General features: G+C 73.1%; 13 protein-coding genes. 6 read left to right on the forward strand and 7 right to left on the reverse strand.

Annotated elements, in window-relative coordinates:
* Positions 1-17: 17 nt before the first annotated feature.
* Positions 18-2,864, reverse strand: coding sequence for a PQQ-dependent sugar dehydrogenase (locus ACFYXC_RS15170; protein ID WP_389551320.1), 2,847 nt, complete (start codon positions 2,862-2,864; stop codon positions 18-20).
* A gap of 246 nt (positions 2,865-3,110) precedes the next feature.
* Positions 3,111-4,559, reverse strand: coding sequence for a WGR domain-containing protein (locus tag ACFYXC_RS15175; protein WP_389551323.1), 1,449 nt, complete (start codon positions 4,557-4,559; stop codon positions 3,111-3,113).
* Positions 4,560-4,715: 156 nt separating this feature from the next.
* On the opposite strand from ACFYXC_RS15175, the gene ACFYXC_RS15180 reads away from it, so the two are divergent.
* Positions 4,716-5,075: an antibiotic biosynthesis monooxygenase family protein gene (locus tag ACFYXC_RS15180; RefSeq protein ID WP_389551326.1), complete on the forward strand. Its 360-nt coding sequence runs from the start codon at positions 4,716-4,718 to the stop codon at positions 5,073-5,075.
* Positions 5,076-5,319: 244 nt separating this feature from the next.
* Here ACFYXC_RS15180 and ACFYXC_RS15185 read toward each other — a convergent pair whose 3' ends face one another.
* On the reverse strand, positions 5,320-5,586 hold the full coding sequence (locus ACFYXC_RS15185; protein WP_389551329.1) for a hypothetical protein: 267 nt from the start codon (positions 5,584-5,586) through the stop codon (positions 5,320-5,322).
* A gap of 181 nt (positions 5,587-5,767) precedes the next feature.
* On the opposite strand from ACFYXC_RS15185, the gene ACFYXC_RS15190 reads away from it, so the two are divergent.
* The 4 genes from ACFYXC_RS15190 (at position 5,768) to ACFYXC_RS15205 (ending at position 7,794) form a co-directional block, all read left to right on the forward strand.
* The gene (locus tag ACFYXC_RS15190; protein ID WP_389551332.1) at positions 5,768-6,124 is read left to right on the forward strand and encodes a hypothetical protein; all 357 of its coding nucleotides are present in this window, start codon (positions 5,768-5,770) and stop codon (positions 6,122-6,124) included.
* A gap of 13 nt (positions 6,125-6,137) precedes the next feature.
* Positions 6,138-6,377: a hypothetical protein gene (locus tag ACFYXC_RS15195; protein ID WP_189743006.1), complete on the forward strand. Its 240-nt coding sequence runs from the start codon at positions 6,138-6,140 to the stop codon at positions 6,375-6,377.
* Entirely contained in the window at positions 6,377-6,760 is a 384-nt protein-coding gene (locus tag ACFYXC_RS15200; RefSeq protein ID WP_389551335.1) for a toxin Doc, read from the forward strand. Before ACFYXC_RS15195 ends, ACFYXC_RS15200 begins: the two co-directional genes overlap by 1 nt.
* A gap of 68 nt (positions 6,761-6,828) precedes the next feature.
* On the forward strand, positions 6,829-7,794 hold the full coding sequence (locus tag ACFYXC_RS15205; RefSeq protein WP_389551338.1) for a hypothetical protein: 966 nt from the start codon (positions 6,829-6,831) through the stop codon (positions 7,792-7,794).
* On the opposite strand, the gene ACFYXC_RS15210 is transcribed toward ACFYXC_RS15205, so the two are convergent.
* The 4 genes from ACFYXC_RS15210 to ACFYXC_RS15225 all read right to left on the reverse strand — a co-directional run bounded on the left by ACFYXC_RS15210 (position 7,787) and on the right by ACFYXC_RS15225 (position 13,853).
* Positions 7,787-8,539 carry a beta-ketoacyl-[acyl-carrier-protein] synthase family protein gene (locus tag ACFYXC_RS15210; protein ID WP_389551341.1) on the reverse strand — a complete coding sequence of 251 codons (753 nt, stop codon included), beginning with the start codon at positions 8,537-8,539 and terminating at the stop codon, positions 7,787-7,789. The genes ACFYXC_RS15205 and ACFYXC_RS15210 overlap by 8 nt on opposite strands.
* A 56-nt stretch (positions 8,540-8,595) precedes the next feature.
* Positions 8,596-9,066 carry an MSMEG_6728 family protein gene (locus ACFYXC_RS15215; RefSeq protein ID WP_389551344.1) on the reverse strand — a complete coding sequence of 157 codons (471 nt, stop codon included), beginning with the start codon at positions 9,064-9,066 and terminating at the stop codon, positions 8,596-8,598.
* Between the two features lie 98 nt (positions 9,067-9,164).
* A complete protein-coding gene (locus tag ACFYXC_RS15220) occupies positions 9,165-12,659 on the reverse strand; it encodes a substrate-binding domain-containing protein (RefSeq protein ID WP_389551346.1) in 3,495 nt (1,164 codons plus the stop codon).
* 222 nt (positions 12,660-12,881) lie between these two features.
* The gene (locus tag ACFYXC_RS15225; protein ID WP_389551349.1) at positions 12,882-13,853 is read right to left on the reverse strand and encodes a polysaccharide lyase family 1 protein; all 972 of its coding nucleotides are present in this window, start codon (positions 13,851-13,853) and stop codon (positions 12,882-12,884) included.
* 1,463 nt (positions 13,854-15,316) lie between these two features.
* Between ACFYXC_RS15225 and ACFYXC_RS15230 the strand changes: the two genes are divergently transcribed.
* Entirely contained in the window at positions 15,317-18,397 is a 3,081-nt protein-coding gene (locus tag ACFYXC_RS15230) for a tetratricopeptide repeat protein (protein ID WP_389551352.1), read from the forward strand.
* Positions 18,398-18,542: the final 145 nt, after the last annotated feature.

Consider the following 18,542-nt stretch of genomic DNA (forward strand, 5'->3'; position numbering starts at 1 on the left):
GATGGGTCTCCTCCCTCCTACGGCAGGGTCCACTTCTGGTTGGCGGCTGTGTGACAGGTCCACAGATGGACCGCTGTTCCGTCGTTCCAGGTACCGCCCGAGGCGTCCAGGCACTTGCCGGACTGCGGATTGCGGACCGTGCCGTCCGACTGGGCCGCCCAGGTCTGCGCACCCGAGCCGTTGCACGTCCACAGCTGGATCTTCGTACCGTCGGCCGACGCCCCGCCGGACACGTCCAGGCACTTGCCCAGTACCCGCAGCGTGCCGTCGGACGGACTCGTCCACTTCTGTGCCTCCGAGCCGTTGCACGTCCAGATCTGCACCTTGGTGCCGTCGGCCGTCTGGGCGTTGTCGATGTCCAGGCACTTGCCGTTCACGCCCTTCACCTCACCCGAGCGGGTGGCGCCCCCGGAGGTGGTGAAGGAGAACTCGTCCACGTCGAACAGCGCGCCGCTGCCGCCCTTGAAGACGAGGTACAGGGAGGTGGAGCCGGCGGGCTGGTTGCTCAGGCCGGCCGTCACGTCCTGGAAGGTCTCCCACCCGCCGGTCACCGGCACGGTCGCCGTGCCGAGCAGGGTGCCGGTGGTGGAACCGGCGCGGACCTCGATGGTGCCGCCCGCGCCCGCGGAGGAGACCCGGGCCGTGAACCGCGTCGCGTTGCCGAGGGCGTACGGCTGGAAGGAGATCCAGTCGCCGTTGTCGATGTTGCCGACGGTCTTCCCGCCGTGTGCGGGGCCGTGGGAGACGACGTCGACACCGGAGGACCCGCCGTAGTGCTCGCCCTGCCGGTGACTGGGCTGGACGACGTGCTGGTCGTGGGTGGTCAGCGCGGGCTGGCCGCCTGCGCCCTTGTCGGTGTACTCGGCGTCGAGCACGCCGAAGATGTTGGCGTTGGGGTCGTGCTCGCCGTCCGCGAGGGTCTGGAGCGTGCCGGTGCATCCGGTGGCCGAGGTCTGCGGATGGCCGTGGCTGTCGTGTCCGACGATGAAGGTGACCTTCACCTTGGTGCAGTCGATCGTGCCGTCCTCGGGGTCGGTCACCGTCACCTTGAACGGGATGGCGTCACCGAAGTCGTGGATGCTGCCGTCCAGGGGCAGGTCGAGCCGCACGGTGGGCGCGGTGTTGCCCACCGTGACCTGCACGGACGCGGTCGCGGACTTGCCGGTGGCGTCCGTGACCTTCAGGGTGGCCGTGTACTGGCCGTTGGCCGTGTAGGTGTGGGAGGGGTTGGCGGCGGTGGAGGTGCCGCCGTCGCCGAAGGTCCAGGCGTAGGTGAGGGCGCCGCCGTCCGGGTCGGCGCTGCCGGCCGAGGAGAACGACACGGCCAGCGGTGCCTTGCCCGAGGTGATGTTCGCCTTCGCCTGTGCGGTCGGGGCGAGCCCGTCGGTGACGTGCTCGATGCGGTACAGCGCGGAGTTCGCGTCGCCGCTGAAGTAGCCGGTGCCGTAGTCGAGGACGTACAGGGCGCCGTCGGGGCCGAAGGCCATGTCCATCACCTGGGTGCCGCTCCAGGGGAAGGAGTTGATGGACTGCACGGTGCCGTCGCCGCCGGCCTCGATGCGCTTGATCCAGCGGCGGCCGAACTCGCCGGCGAAGTAGTCGCCGTCGAACTCCTGCGGGAACTTCACCGCGGAGGTGGAGGCGGCGTCGTAGCGGTAGACCGGACCGCCCATCGGGGACTCCGAGCCGTTGCCGAACTCCGGGACGGACCCGCCGTCGTAGGGGATCCAGGCGGGCTGGACGGGCGGCAGGGTGGTGAGGCCGGTGTTGTTCGGTGAGTTGTTGGTGGGCGCCGCGCAGTTGAAGGCGGAGCCGGAGGCACCGGTGGCGAAGTTGTAGTCGACGTAGGCGTCGTTCTTGCCGGTGCAGTAGGGCCAGCCGTAGTTGCCCGCCTTGGTGATGCGGTTGAACTCCACCTGTCCGCCGGGGCCGCGGGTGGGGCTGGCGGTGCCGGCGTCGGGGCCGTAGTCGCCGAGGTAGACGATGCCCGTGGGTTTGTCGACGCTCATCCGGAAGGGGTTGCGGAAGCCCATCGCGTAGATCTCGGGACGGGTCTTCGCGGTGCCCGGCGCGAAGAGGTTGCCGCTCGGGATCGCGTACGACCCGTCGGCGTTGACCTTGATGCGCAGGACCTTGCCGCGCAGGTCGTTGGTGTTGCCCGAGGAACGCTGGGCGTCGAAGGCGGGATTGCGGGTGGCGCGCTCGTCGATCGGGGTGTAACTGTCCGAGGCGAACGGGTTGGTGTCGTCGCCGGTGGACAGGTACAGGTTCCCGGCCGCGTCGAAGTCGATGTCGCCGCCCACGTGGCAGCAGAGACCGCGGGAGGCGGGCACGTCGAGGATCTTCTTCTCTGCGGCCAGGTCCAGCGTGCCGTCGGTCTTCAGGACGAACCGGGAGAGCCGGTTGACCCCGTCGAACGGGGCGAAGTCGGCGGCCGTGCCGTCGGCCGGCGCGTCACCGGCCGGCGTACTGAGCTTGGGCGCGTAGTAGAGGTAGATGTACCGGTTGGAGGCGAAGCCGGGGTCCACGGCGACGCCCTGCAGACCTTCCTCGTCATGGCTGTACACGTCCAGCCTGCCCGCGACGGAGGTGGTCCCCGCCGCGTTCGTCAGCCGGAGCGTGCCGTCCCGGGAGGTGTGCAGGACCGAGCGGTCCGGCAGCACCGCGAGCGTCATGGGCTCGCCCGTCTCGGCCACGCCCTTGGCGAGCGTGACCTGCTGGTACTCGACGGCGGCCGCCTCGGTTCCGGCGGCCGGATCCGCGGGCCGGGCGGCGGCGGCCGGGGACATGGGCAGCAGACAGCCGACGGCGCAGGCCATGGCGGTCAGCAGATAGCGGACACGTCTGTGTCTGAGCGGTTTCATGCGCACAGAGCTCTCCCAGAGTGGGGTGGGATGACAGCAGCCCTCGCCGGGCTGCCAGCGGTGCACAGGCGCGCGCCGTCGCGCCGTCCTCACCGGCCACAGGTGTGTGACCGGTTCATTTCAAGGAAGTTAGCGAGCTTTGTTGAACTCCGTAACCCATTACGCACAAGATCTCGGCACTTTTTCCCCACTCGGGACAAAGTCGGTTTCCCGCGCCGACGGCCGCTGTGCGCGGGGCGGTTGCGGTCAGAGCAGGCGGCGGATCTCACCGCGGACGCGGTAGAAGCCACCGGCCGCCGGGTGCAGGGCGTCCACGACGTAGCGGGCGCCGGGCTCTCGTATCGTGCGCGGGAACTGGACGTTCCACGACGGGTCGTAGCCCTCCGACACCACGTGGACGCGCAGCCGGCCGGTCGTCTGGACACACTCGACGACGATCGCCCCGGCGGGCGCCCGGGAGACACTCGGCATCGCGGCGGCGGCCGTGGCCGGCGCGTAGGTCGGCAGGGCCGCGGCGAGCTTGACGTCCCGCGCCACCGGCACCGTGCCCTGCTGGGCCGCCGAGATGGCCGCCTCGCTCGCGTCCACGCACACGAGGGAGCCGTCCGTGGTCACCAGGTACAGCCGCTCGTCGCGGTACTGCATCGACAGCGCCGAACCGCCGCCCGTGCCGAGCTTCCACAGACGGGTGCCGTCCCGGTCGAAGCAGTAGACCGACGAGGCCGCGTCACCGGCGAAGACGAACCGCCCGCCGGGCGAGGTCGCGCACGAGTAGACCGCGCTGTCGCAGCCGTAGGTGGCCTCGACCGTGCCGGTCGCCTTCGACAGCCGCTGGACCACGTGGTGGGCGGTTCCCGCGAACACGGCGTCCTGTTCCTGCCAGCCGAACAGGACGCCGCCGCGGGTCCGTGTGTGCCACAACTCGCCGCTCCCGTCGGGCGCGTAGGCGCTCACCCCGCGCTGGTGGCCGTGGTAGACGGCGCGGTCGTCGGCGCGGACCATCCAGGCGTGCTCGCCCTGGCTGCGGCGGGCCCACTGGTGCTCGTCCTCGTGGTCGATGACGGTGAGCCGGCCCTCGCGGTCCGAGACGTTCAGGACGCCCTCGTGGATGTCCAGCCAGAAGATGTCGACGTCCGCCGCGACGTCGTACGCCGCGAACGGCAGCTTGGACGACAGGTCGTAGACCCGCCCGTCGTCACATCCCGCGTAGATCCAGAAGTCGTCGGCGACCAGGCACTTCACACCGTCCGGCAGACTGAAGCGCGCCAGGACGCCGCCGTCGTGGTCCAGGGTGAAGACGTCGCCCGCCTGATTGCCGACCCAGCAGCGGTCGTCGTCGACATGGATGCCGAACGCCGACGAGCCGGTGCGGAACCGCCACAGCACGGGGGCCACGGCGCGCGCGGTGGAGGGCGCCGAGGTCACCTGACGCCGGGTCACCGCGCGCGGCGCGCGCTGTCCGGCGACCGCCGGGGCGTACCCCTTGCGGACCTTCTCCCCCACCTTCTTCGCGGCGGCGGACCGCGCCTTGTCCGCCGTCGGGAACGTCGTCGTCTGCGTCTGCCCGGAGGCACCGATGCGCCCGTACCGGACCGTCACTACGACGCCGTCGACGACCACTTCGTAGAACTTGTGCGCGGTGCCGTCTTCCTGCGACAGCTCCAGATACGTCGTCGACACGGACCCGGTAGACATGACAGACCCCTCCCCAGGGCGGGCCCGCGCTCTTCCCGGCGAGTCCCACTGCTCACACCGTATAGGCGGGCACTGACACCGGACCGGCAGGCCGGACGCCCGCCCGGAGGGGACCCGATCGTCCGGCTCCGGGCGGGTCTGCGGCAGGATGGATCCATGAGCGTAGTCAAGATCAACGTCCTGACCGTCCCGGCCGAGCAGCGGGAGACCCTCGAGAAGCGCTTCGCGTCCCGCGCGGGCACCGTCGAGCACTCCGACGGCTTCGAGTGGTTCGAGCTCCTCCGCCCGGTCGAGGGCACCGACAGCTACCTCGTCTACACGCGGTGGCGTGACGAGGAGTCCTTCAAGGCGTGGATGGAGGGCCCCATGAAGGCGGCCCACCAGGGCGGCGGCGCGGGCGGCGGCGGTACGGAGGGTGGCGGCACGGAGGGCGGCGAGCGTCCCAGGCCCGCGGCGAGCGGGTCCACGCTGTGGTCCTTCGAGGTCGTGCAGCAGACGCCACCGGCCGGCGCGTAACCCCCGCGGTCCTCGTGACCGCCTCCCGCCTCCCGCCCCCCGGCCGCGGCGCAGCCACCACCGTCTGCGCCGCGGCTGCATGCGCGTCGCGCCGAAGGTTCGCCGAGGGCTGCCGCGCCACGGTGATGCCGCGGAAGGGTGCGGGCCCGGTGGGGGTTGCCCGCGCAGTTCCCCGCGCCCCTTAAAAGACGGGGCTCCGCCCCAGCCCGCGCCTTAAAGGGGCACCGGCGGGGACGTCACGCGGTCAGCGCCGCGAGTTCGCGTTGGCGCATTCGGTGACGAGGGCGAGGACGCGGCCGGTGGCAGCCAGGTCCTCGGCGGGTATGCCGCCCCAGATGCCGGCGCTGAGCGGGGCCGTCTCCGGGCCGACGGCGGCGATCAGTTCGCGTCCCGCGTCCGTGGGACGAAGGTGCGTGCCGTCCGCGACGAGCAGTTCCCTGGCCAGCAGCTCTTCGACAGTGACCTGGATGTCGGCCGGATCGGCCTTGAGTGCGTGACGGACCTGCTTCACGAGGTCTTCCGGCGTCGGCGGCCACGGCGGCGCGCAGGGTGAGCTGCTGCTGGAACGTGGCGCCGTGCCGTGCCAGGACGTGCTCCAGCACGCCACGGGCGGCGTAGTGCGCCAGACCGAGGGCGCGGACGTCCGAGACCCACCTCGCGCGGGGAGACCCACGAGCGGACACAATCGGTCTGTGAACGCGCACGGCATGCCGGAGAAGACTCCCGACGGACATCACGTCGTCATCAAGGGACGGAAGTGGCGGGCCACGGACCCCTCCCTCCCCGAGGAGATCGCGTCCCGGCTGCGACACCACCTCATGGCGGCCCGCCGCGCAGTACGCTCGGCGACCACCGCCGGCGACGCCCAGGCCGAGCGACTGGCACGCGCGCGCGTGAACCACGCGAAGATCGCGCTGGGGGAACGCGGCACACCATGGTGGGACCAGTCCCAGGACGAGCGCCGCCGGCGATGGGAACAGCACCTCGCCGAGCTCGACGCGGACGGACCGGACCACGCACCCCGGCGGCGACAAGAAGGTACCGAGTAGGTACCATGGCGGCATGCCATCACTGAATGTGACCTTCACCGAGGAAGAAATGGAAGGCGTGCGCGCGGCGGCCGCAGCCGAGGGCAAGAGCCTCAAGCAGTACATGCACGACCTCGGTGTCCGTGAGATGCAGCGCAAGCGGTTCGTCGCCGGCGCCGCCTCGTGGGCGGACCGGCTGCGCGCCGAGTTCGACGAGGCGTTCCCCGACGAGATTCCCCCGTCGCAGCGCGGCGAGGGAGCCACCGCCGCCTGATGAGCGAGATCCTGTACATCGATGTCCCCTGGCTCCTGGACGTCCAGGACGCCGCCCTCGACGACGACGATGTGTCGGTCACCGACTACTCGGCCCTCGTCGCGGCCGTGGCGCGCCACAAGACGCGTATGCCGACCCTCGCCACGTCCAATCCGGACACGGCGTGGCGCGCGGCCGCGCTCCTGCACACCATCGTGCGTCTCGAGCCGCTCCCCCACCGCAACAGCCTCTTCGCGGCCTTCGTCAGCGGCCAGTACATGGACCAGTCCGGGGAAGGCATCGACCCTCCCTACGGGGCCCTGTCCGACCTGATCCGCAAGGTCCGCGAGACCCGGCTGAGCATCTACGAGGTCGCCGACGTGCTCCGCTCCTGGCGGATCTGACACCTGCCTCCACCGAGCGCCCGCCGTCCGAGGTGCGCTGCGGCCCGGCTCGTCGGAGTCTGAGGACCATGCAGCGCAAGAACGCGCGGGGCCGCGAGGAGCACGACGTACAGGCACTCCTGTACGAGCTCTACGCCACGCCGCCGCCCGCTTTCGTGTCCCGTCGTGAAGAGCTGGCTGTCGCCGCCAGGACGGACGGGCGCGCGGAGGATGCCCGCCTGATCCACGCCGCCCGGCGTCCCACCCTCGCGGCCTATGCCGCCAACCTGCTGCTGCGGTCCGACCCGGCGGAGAGCCGGCGGTTCCTGGAGCTGGGCCAGGCGCTGCGCGACGCCTACGGGACCCTGGACGCCGACGGCATCAAGGAGCTGTCCGGGCAGCGCGGCCGTATCGTCTCGGCCCTGTCCCGACAGGCCGCCGCGCTCGCCCGGGACGCCGGGCACCCCCTGTCGGACACGGCGCGGCAGGACGTCGCCGCCACCCTGCACGCCGTGCTCGCGGACCAGGACGCGGCGGACCGGTGGGCCGCCGGCTGCCTCACGGGCGCCCTCACACCCCCGGCGGCCTTCCCGTCCACGGACGCCAAGGCCACCGGCACCCGACGGAGGCCGGCCCCGGCCCCGACCGGACGCAAGGCGGCACAGAAGGCGGTGCAGCGGACGGCCCAGCAGGCCGCCCGGAAGCGGACGGAGGACGAACTCGCCGAGCGGCGCCGCCGCCGGCAGGAACAACTCGCCCGGGCCCGCAGCGCGGCCGAGGCCGCCGACCGGCTGCTTCGTGAGCGGCACAGGGCACAGGAGGACGCGGACGCGGTCCTGGACCGGGCACATGACCGGCACGACCGGGCACGCGAGCGGGTGTCCGCCGCCGAGGAGCAACTGCGGGAGGCCAACGAGGAGTTGCAGGCGGCCGAGGGGGCACAGTGGGAGGCCGAGGAGAGCGGCCGGGCGGCGGCCGACGCCGTGGCCGAGGCCGAACGGGCGGCCCACGGCGCCGCACGGGAGGTGGAACGCCTGGACACCCGCGTCAGGTAGGCGCGCCTCGGGTCTTCCGCTGTGCCCGGGCCGGCCGCCGTGAACGCCGGAACGACCTCGTACGGTTCTCGCCGCTGACCACGTCCAGCCGGACGCGCGGGTCGAGTTCGTCGAGGTTCCGGGTCGCCGGAACGACCCCGTGCCGCAGCGACAGCAGCGCGGACATGGCCCCGAAGGCGCCCGAGGCGCCGAGCATGTGCCCGGTCATGGACTTGGTCGCGGTCACCACGGGGTGCTCGCCGAGGGCCTTCGCGATCGCGTCGGCCTCCGCGAGGTCGCCGCCCGGCGTCGAGGTGGCGTGGGCGTGCACGTGGCCGATGTCGCGCGGTCCCAGTTCCGCGTCCCGCAGGGCCGCCCGCACCGCCGCCACCTGCCCCTCGGTGTCGGACGCCGAGATGTGCCCGGCGCTGGAGGTGACGGAGGCGCCGGCCACCGCGCCGTGCACGCGGGCGCCCCTCGCCCGGGCGAATCCGGCACGTTCCAGGACCAGGACGGCCGCGCCCTCGGCCATCACGAACCCCGAGCGGGCGGCGTCGAACGGCCGGGACACCGCGGCCGGGTCGCCCTCCTGCCGCGACAGCGCCTTCATCTGCGCGAACGCGGCCACCATGAACGGGTGCAGACACGCCTCGGTGCCCCCGGATCCTCGCAGCGGACACAGGGGCCCCGGCGCAGACGCCCTCCCACCGTCCTGGAGCGACTCCCGCGCGCTCCGGCGAGGGAGGACGAACCGGCGCGGGGACACCTGCGGAGACAATGGGGAGCCGACAGTGCCCCCGCGTCGGCGGGCCGGCCGCGGGGCTACGGCGCGACCCGGTCCGAGGCCGGCCAGAAGTAGGGCAGGTCGTCGGGGGCGTCCGGGAAGAGCGGGGCGTAGAACTCCGGTGCCTTGCGCACGAGTGCCGACCGGTGGCTGCGGTGGAAGGCCGGCTCTCCCAGCCAGGGCGGCAGTTCCCCATCCTCGGCGAGCTGCTCCTGGACCCGTACCGTGGCACCGGGACGGTACTTGGTGAAGTCGGTGACGAGCGTGGCGGCGCAGGTGTCGGCACGTCCCTCGGCCACCCACATGGCGCACATGTCGAGACCGTAGCGGACCAGCGCCTCCTCGTAGCCGATCCACATGCGGACCGCGGGATGGTGCCGCCATCCGTAGCCGGGCACGGTCAGACCGCGCAGCACCTGCAGGGCCTCGACCCGCTGCTTGCCCAGGCGGGCCTGGTCCAGGACCGCGGCGGACCGGGTGAAATCGGGATACGGGAGAAAGGTCTGCACGCACCATGCCTACCGCGGGCGGCCCGTTCCCATACGGGCGATTCGGGTGCACTCGCCGGCGGTGTCACCCACCGGGCCACGTATGGGGCCGGAGCAGGTCAGCGGCGGCCCGGTCCGGTGAGGGTGTCCCGGGGGGCCTCCGCAGTGGGGGGCTTCTCCCGGTAGTGGTGGGGGGCCGCGCCCGTGACCCTGCGGAACACCCGGCTGAAGTACGCGCGGTCGCGGAAGCCCACCGCGCGGGCGACGCTCTGCACGCTGTCGTTGCTCGACCGCAGGCGCTCGGCCGCTCGCCGGATGCGCAGGCGGGTGAGGTACTCCCACACCGTCAGGCCGTACCGCTGCTGGAAGAGCTTGCCCAGGTGGTCGGGGCTGACACCCGCGGCCTGCGCGACCTGCCAGCGGGAGATCGGCCGCCGCCAGTGCTCGTGCAGGAAGACCAGGGCCTCGTCGAGGACGTCCCTGGTGCGCGGCGGCAACCGGCAGTCGTGGCCCGCCAGTTCACGGACGAGCGCGGCCGCCTCGGGCGGCGCGAAGACGTCCATGTCGAGCATGAGCAGCGCCGGGTGCTGGCGGCCGCGCCGCGCGTCCGCCGCCGTCATGCCCTCGTGGTCGGCGATGACGACGGGGCACACCGCCCGGCCCGAGCCGTCGTGCAGCCGGTCCACCACGTCCAGTCCCTGCATGTCGGGCAGGGCCCGCTCCAGCAGCACCAGCCGCGGGGTCTCGTCCGCGACCAGTGCCAGCAGCGTCGTCGCGTCCGTGGAGACCCGCACCGGATGGTCCGGCAGGGCCGTCTCGGCCAGCCGCCGCAGCGTCTCCCGGGACTCCTGCGAGCCGCCCGCGACGATCACCGGTTCGGCGAATCCGTCGGGCCGCAGCGCGCGCAGGGCCTGCGGCAGATCGGTGCCCTCGGCGCCGAACAGCACGAACGGCGTGTGGCGCAGCGCCGGATGGTCGTACAGCCGTTGCACCGCACGCCACTCCTGCGGCCGGTCGGGCTGGGCGTCCCACACGACGGCTCCGGGCGTCCGGCGCGCCACCGACGGCATGGGGTCGTGCGCGGCGTCGGTCCGTACCACCTCCAGGCCGTGGCGGGCGGCGTGCTCGCGTACGTCCGCGCCGAGTTCCCCGGGGGTGACGACGAGCAGGGGGGCCTCGCCGACGCCGGCCAGGTGCGCCTGCCCGTCCGGGGACGGCAGAGGCAGCTCCAGGACGTACCGGGCCCGGCCCATGCTGTCGGCGACGGTCAGCGCTCCCCCGTGCATCATGGTCAGCCGCCGGGCCGTCGTCACCCCGACGTCCAGGAGCTGCCCCGGGCGCGGGAACGGTGCGCAGGCGTCCGGGACCGCGACCGTGATCCGCACGCCGGCCGGGCCGAGGGCCGCCGTCACGCAGGGCGGCGCGGCCTTCGTACGGGCCGCCGCCGAGATCAGCACGTTGTGCAGGATCTGCCGGAACCGAGGCTCGTCCACCCACACCGAGGGCAGCCGCGCGGGCAGGTCGAGCCGCCAGGTGAGGCCCGCGGGCAGGGCGGGGGCCGCCGTCGCGCACGCCCGCGCGAGGGCCGGCAGCGGATCCAGGAGCCGCCTGGTCAGCAGGAGGTCGCCGGCCTCCGAACGCGCGAGGTCGAGGAGGTTCTCCATGAGGTGCAGCACGCTCACGGCGTCCCGCCGGACCTCCATGAGGGCCGCCCCGGGGTCACCGGAGCGGTGCAGCATGGCCTCCACCGGAGTACGCAACTCGTCGGTGACATGGGTCAGCAGCCGTGTCTGGAACCTGCTCGCCTGCTCCGCGGCGTCCCGTGCGCGCCGCACCTCGTCGAAGAGCCCGATGCCCTTCAGCGCGGCACTGATCTGGTCGCCCAGTTCCCGGTAGAGCGCCCCGTCGTGGTACGCGGCCTGCGTGGACGTCGCCTCGAACACGGCGACCCCCAGGTGTTCCTCCCCGATGTGCAGGGGTTCGAGCACCAGCGTGAACCGTCCGTCGCGGGGCAGCAGGGAGTCGGGCAGCAGCAGGGCCGACGAGAACGCGGGGCCGCCGAGCGGACCCGCCGGCCCGGATTCCCGACGGGCCTCGGCACGGGCGAGCAGGGGGCGCGCCATGCCCACGGCGGCCGGACCGGTGGCGTCGGCGCCGCGCTCGTACAGCACGATCCGGCAGTGCGGTATGCCGGACTGGCCCAGATGACGCTCCAGTACGTCCGAGAGTCCCTCCAGGTCCACGACCGTGGTCAGCGCCGTCCCGAACTCCCGCAGCCGGCGCGCCCGTTGGGTCTGCGACCAGCGTTCGTACTCGAGGAGGGCGCGCGACCGCTCCGCCACGACGAGCCGGGCCTGCCCGAAGAGGACCTCACCGGACCGGCGCAGGGCGTCCGGCAGCATGTCGACGACGCCGCGGCGAGCGCTCTCCAGCGCCTGGTGCCACCGGTCGACCTCGGTCTGTGTCGCGGCACTGCTGCGCAGCAACTGCTCGACCAGGGGGAGGAATTCGCCGAGCTGTACGTCACCGTTCGCCGGGGTGCGCTGGTCACCGCCGGCGCGGGTGAGTTCGGTGCGGAAGGCCGCGGCCAGGCGGGTGCCCGCGGAGGGCAGCACGCCGTCCACGGCGTCCCATCCCTCCGGCGCCGGCCGTCGCGCGGTGGCCGGCGCCGGAGGGACGGGCGAGGGCCGGTACGACGTCGGGTAGGGGCAGCCGCAGGAGCGGCGCGGCACCAGCGTGGCGGGGATGGTGGTGCGGTCGGGCGGACGGGTGCCGCGCAGCCGGGCGACGAGGGTGTCCACGGCGAGCGCGCCCAGTTCGGCGAAGGGCAGGGCCACGGAGGTGAGCGGCGGGTCCCCGAGGCGGGCTTCGGGCGAGTCGTTGAAGCCGACCACCGCCACGTCCTCCGGGACCCGGATGCCGCGTTCGGTGAGGTAGCGCAGTGCTCCCGCGGCGAGCACGTCGCTGCAGGCCAGCACCACGTCGAAGTCGACGCCCGGGGTCAGACCGCGGGCCTCGAGCAGCACCCGCATCGCCGAGGCGCCGGCCGCCGCGGCGAAGTCGACGGCGGCGCCCACGTGTTCGTTCCGGATGCCGTGGTGGCGCAGGGCGTCGACACAGGCGCGGTAGCGCTCCTCGGAGACCGGGTTGGCGAGGGGGCCGTGGATGCAGGCCGGCTTCCGGCGGCCGTGCTGGACGACGAGGTGCCCGACCAGCTTGCGCATGCCCGCGTGGGAGTCGATCGACAGGACGTCGGTCTGGTCGCTGAGCGGCTGGTTGAGGCTGATCAGCGGCACATGGGCGAGTCGCCGCAGCAGGCGCCGCGTCCGAGGCCCCGCCGAAGGCAGGCCCAGGGTGGAACTCCAGCAGACGACGCCGTCGAGCCGGGCCGGACCGACGAGGTCGTACAACTCGCTGCGGGCCACGTCCCCGTGGCGGAGGTTCCCGCCGGGGAAGCAGATCAGGTTGACGTCGTTGCGTTCGGCGGCGGCACAGGCCCCGGACCAGAGCGTCGCCCCGACGCCCAAGTGGATGTTGGCGGTGAGCAGGCCGACGGTCAGAGACCGGTTCGGCCCGTGCGGCGTACCGTCCGCGGTGCGTGGAGCCGGGTCCATCGGCGCCCCTTCGTCCGGCCTCCGTCGGGGAGGCCCCGAGAGCTGCGGTGCCGACGAGGCCCAGGGCAACGTAAGGGAGGTCCCGGCGCGGGGCAAGACCGGTGACACGTCGGTCACCGGTCCTGCCCCGTGCTGTGCTGTGCCGTGTCGGCTGTCCCGTGCCGTGCCGTGCTGTCGTGCCATGCTTGCTGTGCTTGCTGTGCTGCTGTGCGGAGGGCTCGGTCAGATCTTGCCGACGCCCGCACCGGCGGTGACGCTCGCCTTGACGCTGGACGCCGACTCCGCGGTGTAGCTGTACGGGATCGACGCCACGGAGCCACCGGTCTGTCCCGCGGTGGAGTTCACCAGGTGGTTGTTCCTCGCCACGAGCGAGCCCGGGCCGGAGTCGCCCTCACCGAGGTGGTACGTGTCCTCGGTGTTCTCGAAGTAGTTCGCCTCCACGAGGACGCCCGCGTTCTCGGTGGACGCCACACCGTAGGAGCCGATGTTGCTGAAGTAGTTGTTCAGGACGTGCACCGGGTTGCCGAAGCGGACGCGCGGGTTGCGCTGGTTGGTGCCGTCGAACCAGTTGTGGTCGTAGGTCACCTTCAGCTTGCCGGTGTCCTCGCCGCTGTTGTCGTCGGAGTGGCCGAGCAGCATGTTCTTGTCCTGGCCGTAGGTACGGTTCCAGGAGACCGTGATGTTCGTCGAGGCGCGCTTGATGTCGACGGCCCCGTCCTTCGCGCCGGTGATGCTGTTGTGGTCGATCCAGACCTTCGTCGAGTACTGGACGTTGATGGCGTCGTCGTTGGACCCGGAGAACGAGAGGTTCTGGATGATCACGTTGTTCGCGTTCGCGACGTTGAGCCCGCTTCCGGTGATCTTGCCCGCGGTGCCGACGCCGACGATCGTCTTGTTCGAGGCGACCTTCGTCATCGAGCTCAGCGCGATGGTGCCGTTGACGCGGACGATCTGGGCCGCGCTGCTCTGCACGGCGGTCTTGAAGGCGGTGGCGTCGGTGACGGTCACCGTGGCTCCGCCCGCTCCGCCGGTGGTGCCGGCTCCGAATCCGACGGGGGCGGCGGCAGCGGCAGCCGCCGGCTCCGACGGCGCGGTGGTGGAGCCGCTCGCCGTGGTGGCTCCGATCACGGCGATGGCGACGGCACTCGCCGCCGCGGCTCCGGTCAGGGTGAACCGTGCGCTCGTCCTGCGCATGTGGATCTCCGTCCGTGGGGTTTTGGAGAAGTGACGTACCTGTGGGGGTGCTGTGCCGGGGCCGCGCGGTCGGCTCGCTGCGAGACTAGAGCGACGGATGTGGACAATGACGTGCCGTGTGTGGACTATTGCGTCCTGCCCACGGGTACGCGCCGACGCGGGACGAGGTGGGGCCGCGGGGAGGCCGACCGGTGGGCCGCCGCGCGACGGATGGCCACGGTACGGGTCACGCGGCGCGGCCCACCGACGAGGAGCCGCGCATCGGTGGGCCGCGTACCCCGGAGCCTGCGTGCGGGGGCCGCCGCGCATCGGCGGAACACGCAGGAGGGGCCCCCGGGCGGGCCGCACACCGGCGACCGGCAGAGCAGGCGGGCGAAGGGATCCCGACCGGGATCGTCACCGGCGCCGGGATCGTCGCCGGCGTCGGGGTCGTCACCGGCAGACGGTCTGCGACGCCAACGGGCACCTGCAGGCACGCCCGCTTACCGGCACGGGCACCTGCCGACAGGGGCGTGTGTCGACACCGTCGCCTGCCGGCGGTCGGCGGTCGGCGGTCGGCGGTCGGCGGTCGGCGGTCGGCGGTCGGCGGTCGGCGGTCGGCACGATCGCACGTCGGCACGATCGCACGTCGGCACGGGTACCTGCCAGCCCGATCGCGTGCCGGTCCGTCGTGTGCCGGCCCGATCGCTTGCCAGCACGATCGCGTGCCGGCCCGATCGCCTGCCGACACAGTCGTGTGTCGACGCAGCCGGCATGAACACCTGCCAGCATGGTCGGCGATCGGCACGGTCGTGTGTTGGCTCAGTCGGCGGCCCGCCGGGTCCCCTATCGGCACGGGCGGCGATCGGCACGAGCACCTGTCGGCACGGGCGGCGATCGGCACGTGCGCCTGCCGGCACGGTCGGCGATCGGCACGTGCGCCTACCAGCGCGGTCACGGTCGGCACGGGGCGCCTGCCGGGGCGGTCGGCAGCCGACACAAGCACCTGCCGACGCGGGCGGCGGGCAGCGCAGTCGGCGGTCGGCACGGGCACCTGCCGGCACGGGCGGCAGGCGGGGCAGTCGGCGGTCGGCACGGGCACCTGCCGGCACGGGCGGCAGGCGGGGCAGTCGGCGGTCGGCACGAGCACCTGCCGGCGCGGGCGGTCGGCGGAGTTGGGCCGCTCCGCCGCCGCTGACCCCCGTTCAGCGGCGGCGTGCGGAGACCCTGGACCGGCCTGACGCTGCGTCGGGCCCGTCGGCGCCCGGCCGACCGGCACGGGCGTGAAGGGGGAACCACCCGCCCGGCCGATCGACCGGCTGTGCACAGACTGCAGGAGGAACCTTGCGGAAACCTTGTCGGGCCGCGGCGCCCCACGGCACGGAACGATCACGGTCGCGGCACCGCCGACGCCGTATGTGTGGAATCCTGGGCATGATCGGGGGGGGGTCGTGCAGGCAGAACGGCCGATCGTGGGTGGGGACGTGGAGCTTCGACTACTGGGCCCGTCGGAACTGTGGGCCGGCGACCGCCCCGTCGACCTCGGACAGCCCAGACAGCGCCTGGTCCTGGCGGTGCTCGCCGCCGACGCGGGGCGGCTGCTGACCGTGAGCTCCCTGGTGGACCGGGTCTGGGACGACGCCCCGCCCGACGCGGCCCGCTCGACGCTGTACTCCCATGTCAGCCGGATCCGGCGGGTTTTGGAGGAGGCGGCGCGACGCACGGGCGCGACGGCGGGGCAGCCGCCGCTGCAACTGGTGCGGGTGTCGGGCGGCTACCTCCTCAAGGCGGCGGACGACAGCATCGACCTGCTGCGTTTCCGTGCGCTCGTCGCTCAGGCACGCCTGCTGCGTCCTGGTGACACCGAGTGCGGCCGGATCCTGCGGGACGCCCTGGATCTGTGGCGGGGCTCCCCGCTGGCCGACCTGCCGGGTGCCTGGGCCGAGCGGACCCGGACCGCCTGGCTGAACGAGCGGCTCGAAGCCGCCCTCCTGTGGGCCCGCGCCGAGTCGGCCGCCGGACGCACCGCGCAGGCGATCGGCCGCATGCGGTCCCTCGCGGACGAGTACCCGCTGGCGGAACCCCTCGCCGCCCTGCTCGTCAGGTCCCTGGCCCGGACGGGCAGGACCGCCGAGGCCCTGGACCACTACGCCGAGGTCCGCCGCCGGCTGGCCGACGAACTGGGCGCCGTTCCGGGGGCGGAGCTCCGCGCGGCCTACGAGGACACCCTGCGCGACCGCCCCGTGACGGCTCACGGCGCGGAACCCGCCCCGCCCCCGGACGGCACAGGCACCTCGCCCGTCCGGCCCGCGCAACTGCCCACCGACGTCCGCGCGTTCACGGGACGTGAGGAGCAACTGGACGAACTCTCCCGGCACCTGCTCGCCGGCGAGGACGAAGGCGGCCCCACCACCACGGTCGTGGTGTCCGCCGTGTCCGGCACCGCCGGAGTCGGCAAGACGGCCCTGGCCGTCCACTGGTCCCACCGCACACGCGAACGGTTCCCGGACGGCCAGCTCTACGCGGACCTGCGGGGTTACGACGCGGACGAACCGGTGCCCGCAGCCGACGTCCTCACCGGCTTCCTCGTGGCCCTCGGTGTGCCGGGCCCCGAGATCCCCCTGCGCCTGGACGACCGGGCCGCCCGCTACCGCACCGAGCTGAGCGAGCGCCGCATGCTCGTCGTGCTCGACAACGCCTCGTCCAGCGAGCAGATACGCCCGCTGCTGCCCGGCGCGGCCCTGTGCAGGACCGTCGTGACGAGCCGGGACACCCTCAGCTCCCTGGTGTCCCTGCACGGCGCGCACCGGCTCGTCCTGGACGTGCTGCCGCCCGCGGACGCCGTACGGCTGCTGCACACGCTGATCGGGGCCCGGGCCGCGTCCGAACCACAGGCCGCCGCCGTCCTCGCCGAGCGCTGCGGCCGGCTGCCCCTGGCCCTGCGCATCGCCGCGGAGCTGGCGCTCTCCCGTCCGGCGTCCCCGCTGAGCGACCTCACCGCCGAACTCGACGACCAGCGGGCGCGGTTGGAGCTGCTGGACTCGGACGACGATCCCCGCGCGGCCGTACGCGCCGTCTTCTCGTGGTCCTACGACCGCCTCCCCGCCGAAGCCGCCGCCACCTTCCGTCTCCTCGGGCTGCACCCGGGACCCGACGTGGACGTGTACGCGGCGGCCGCCCTGTGCGGACGCCCCGTCGCCGACACCCGGCAGGCACTCGACCTGCTCGCCCGCGGCCATCTGATCCAGCCCACCCGGCGCGGCCGCTACGGCATGCACGACCTGCTGCGGGTGTACGCGGCCTGGCAGGCCGAACGGCATGACGGGGGGACCCACCGCGAGGCCGCGCTCGACCGTCTGCTGACCCACTATCTCGCGGCGTCCTGCGCCGCCATGGACGTGCTGTTCCCGGCCGAGGGACACCTGCGGCCCCGGGTGGGGGCCCCTTCGACGGAGCTGCCGCCGTTCTCCACCGCGGACCTCGCCCAGGAGTGGCTGGCGGCCGAGCGCAGCGTGCTCGCGGCCGTCACCGCCGCCGAGGCGGCGCGCGGCCGGGCCGAGTACGCCGTGGGCCTCGCGACCGCCCTGCACCGGCACTTCGACACCCGCGGGCTCTTCACCGACGCGCTCGTCGTGCACGGCAACGCCCTGCGTGCCGCCCGTGCCGCGGGTGACCGGCGCGGCGAGGCCGAGGTGCGCACCTGTGTCGGTGCGACCCACCGGCGGCTGGCGCAGTACGACGAGGCGGTCAGGCACCACACGGAGGCGCTCGACCTCTGCCGGCAGGTCGGGCTGCCGGTGACCGAGGCCCGCAACCTCACCAACCTCGGTGTCCTGCACGAACTGCGGGGGCACTACCGCGAGGCCGCCGACCGGCACGGCGAGGCGGTCGTGCTCTTCCGCAAGGTCGGCGACGTCGGCGGCGAGGCCGACACGCTCAACAACCTCGGCATCGTGCACGAGTTGCTCGACGACTACGAGACCGCCGCGGTACAGCACCGGCAGGCCCTCGCCCTGTACCGCACCCTCGGGAACACCTTCGGCGAGGCGAGCGCCCTGGGCAACCTCGGGATCGTGCTGTCGCGGCTCGACCGGCACGCCACGGCGGCCGACCACTTCGAGCAGGCCCTCGCCCTGTTCCGGCGGCTCGGCCACCGTGGGGGCGAGGCGCACGCCCTCAGCAACCTGGGCGACGCGCACCACCGTCTCGGCCACCACCAGCGGGCGGCCGGCCACCAGAGGGCGGCCCTCGCCGTGTTCCAGCGAACCGGTGAGCGCTACGGCGAGGCCGGCAGCCTCAACGGTCTCGGTGAGGCCCTGCACGGTTCGGGCCGGCCGGACGAGGCCGCCGCGGCCCATCGCGCCGCTCTCGCCCTGGCCACCGAGATCGAGGAGAAGGAGGAGCAGGCCCGCGCGCACATCGGGCTGGCCCGCATCCACCAGGACCGCGCCGACCTGCCGGCGGCACGCCGCCACTGGCAGGACGCGCTGGCCCTCTACAGCGCCCTGGGCTCGCCGCGCGCCGCGGGGGTGAGCGAGGCGCTGTCCGCACTGGGCACCGGGTGACACGCCGTCGAAACCCTTGCAGTGACCATTGTGGAAACAATCACCTCTCGCCCGTCAAAATCCAGTAAAGACATTCGCTTCCTGGTTTATGGATTACCGACTTCTCTTATCCATTGGACCCCATTGAACTCCATTGGATTGTCCA

This window comes from Streptomyces sp. NPDC002701, from assembly GCF_042889045.1.
GTDB lineage: Bacteria > Actinomycetota > Actinomycetes > Streptomycetales > Streptomycetaceae > Streptomyces.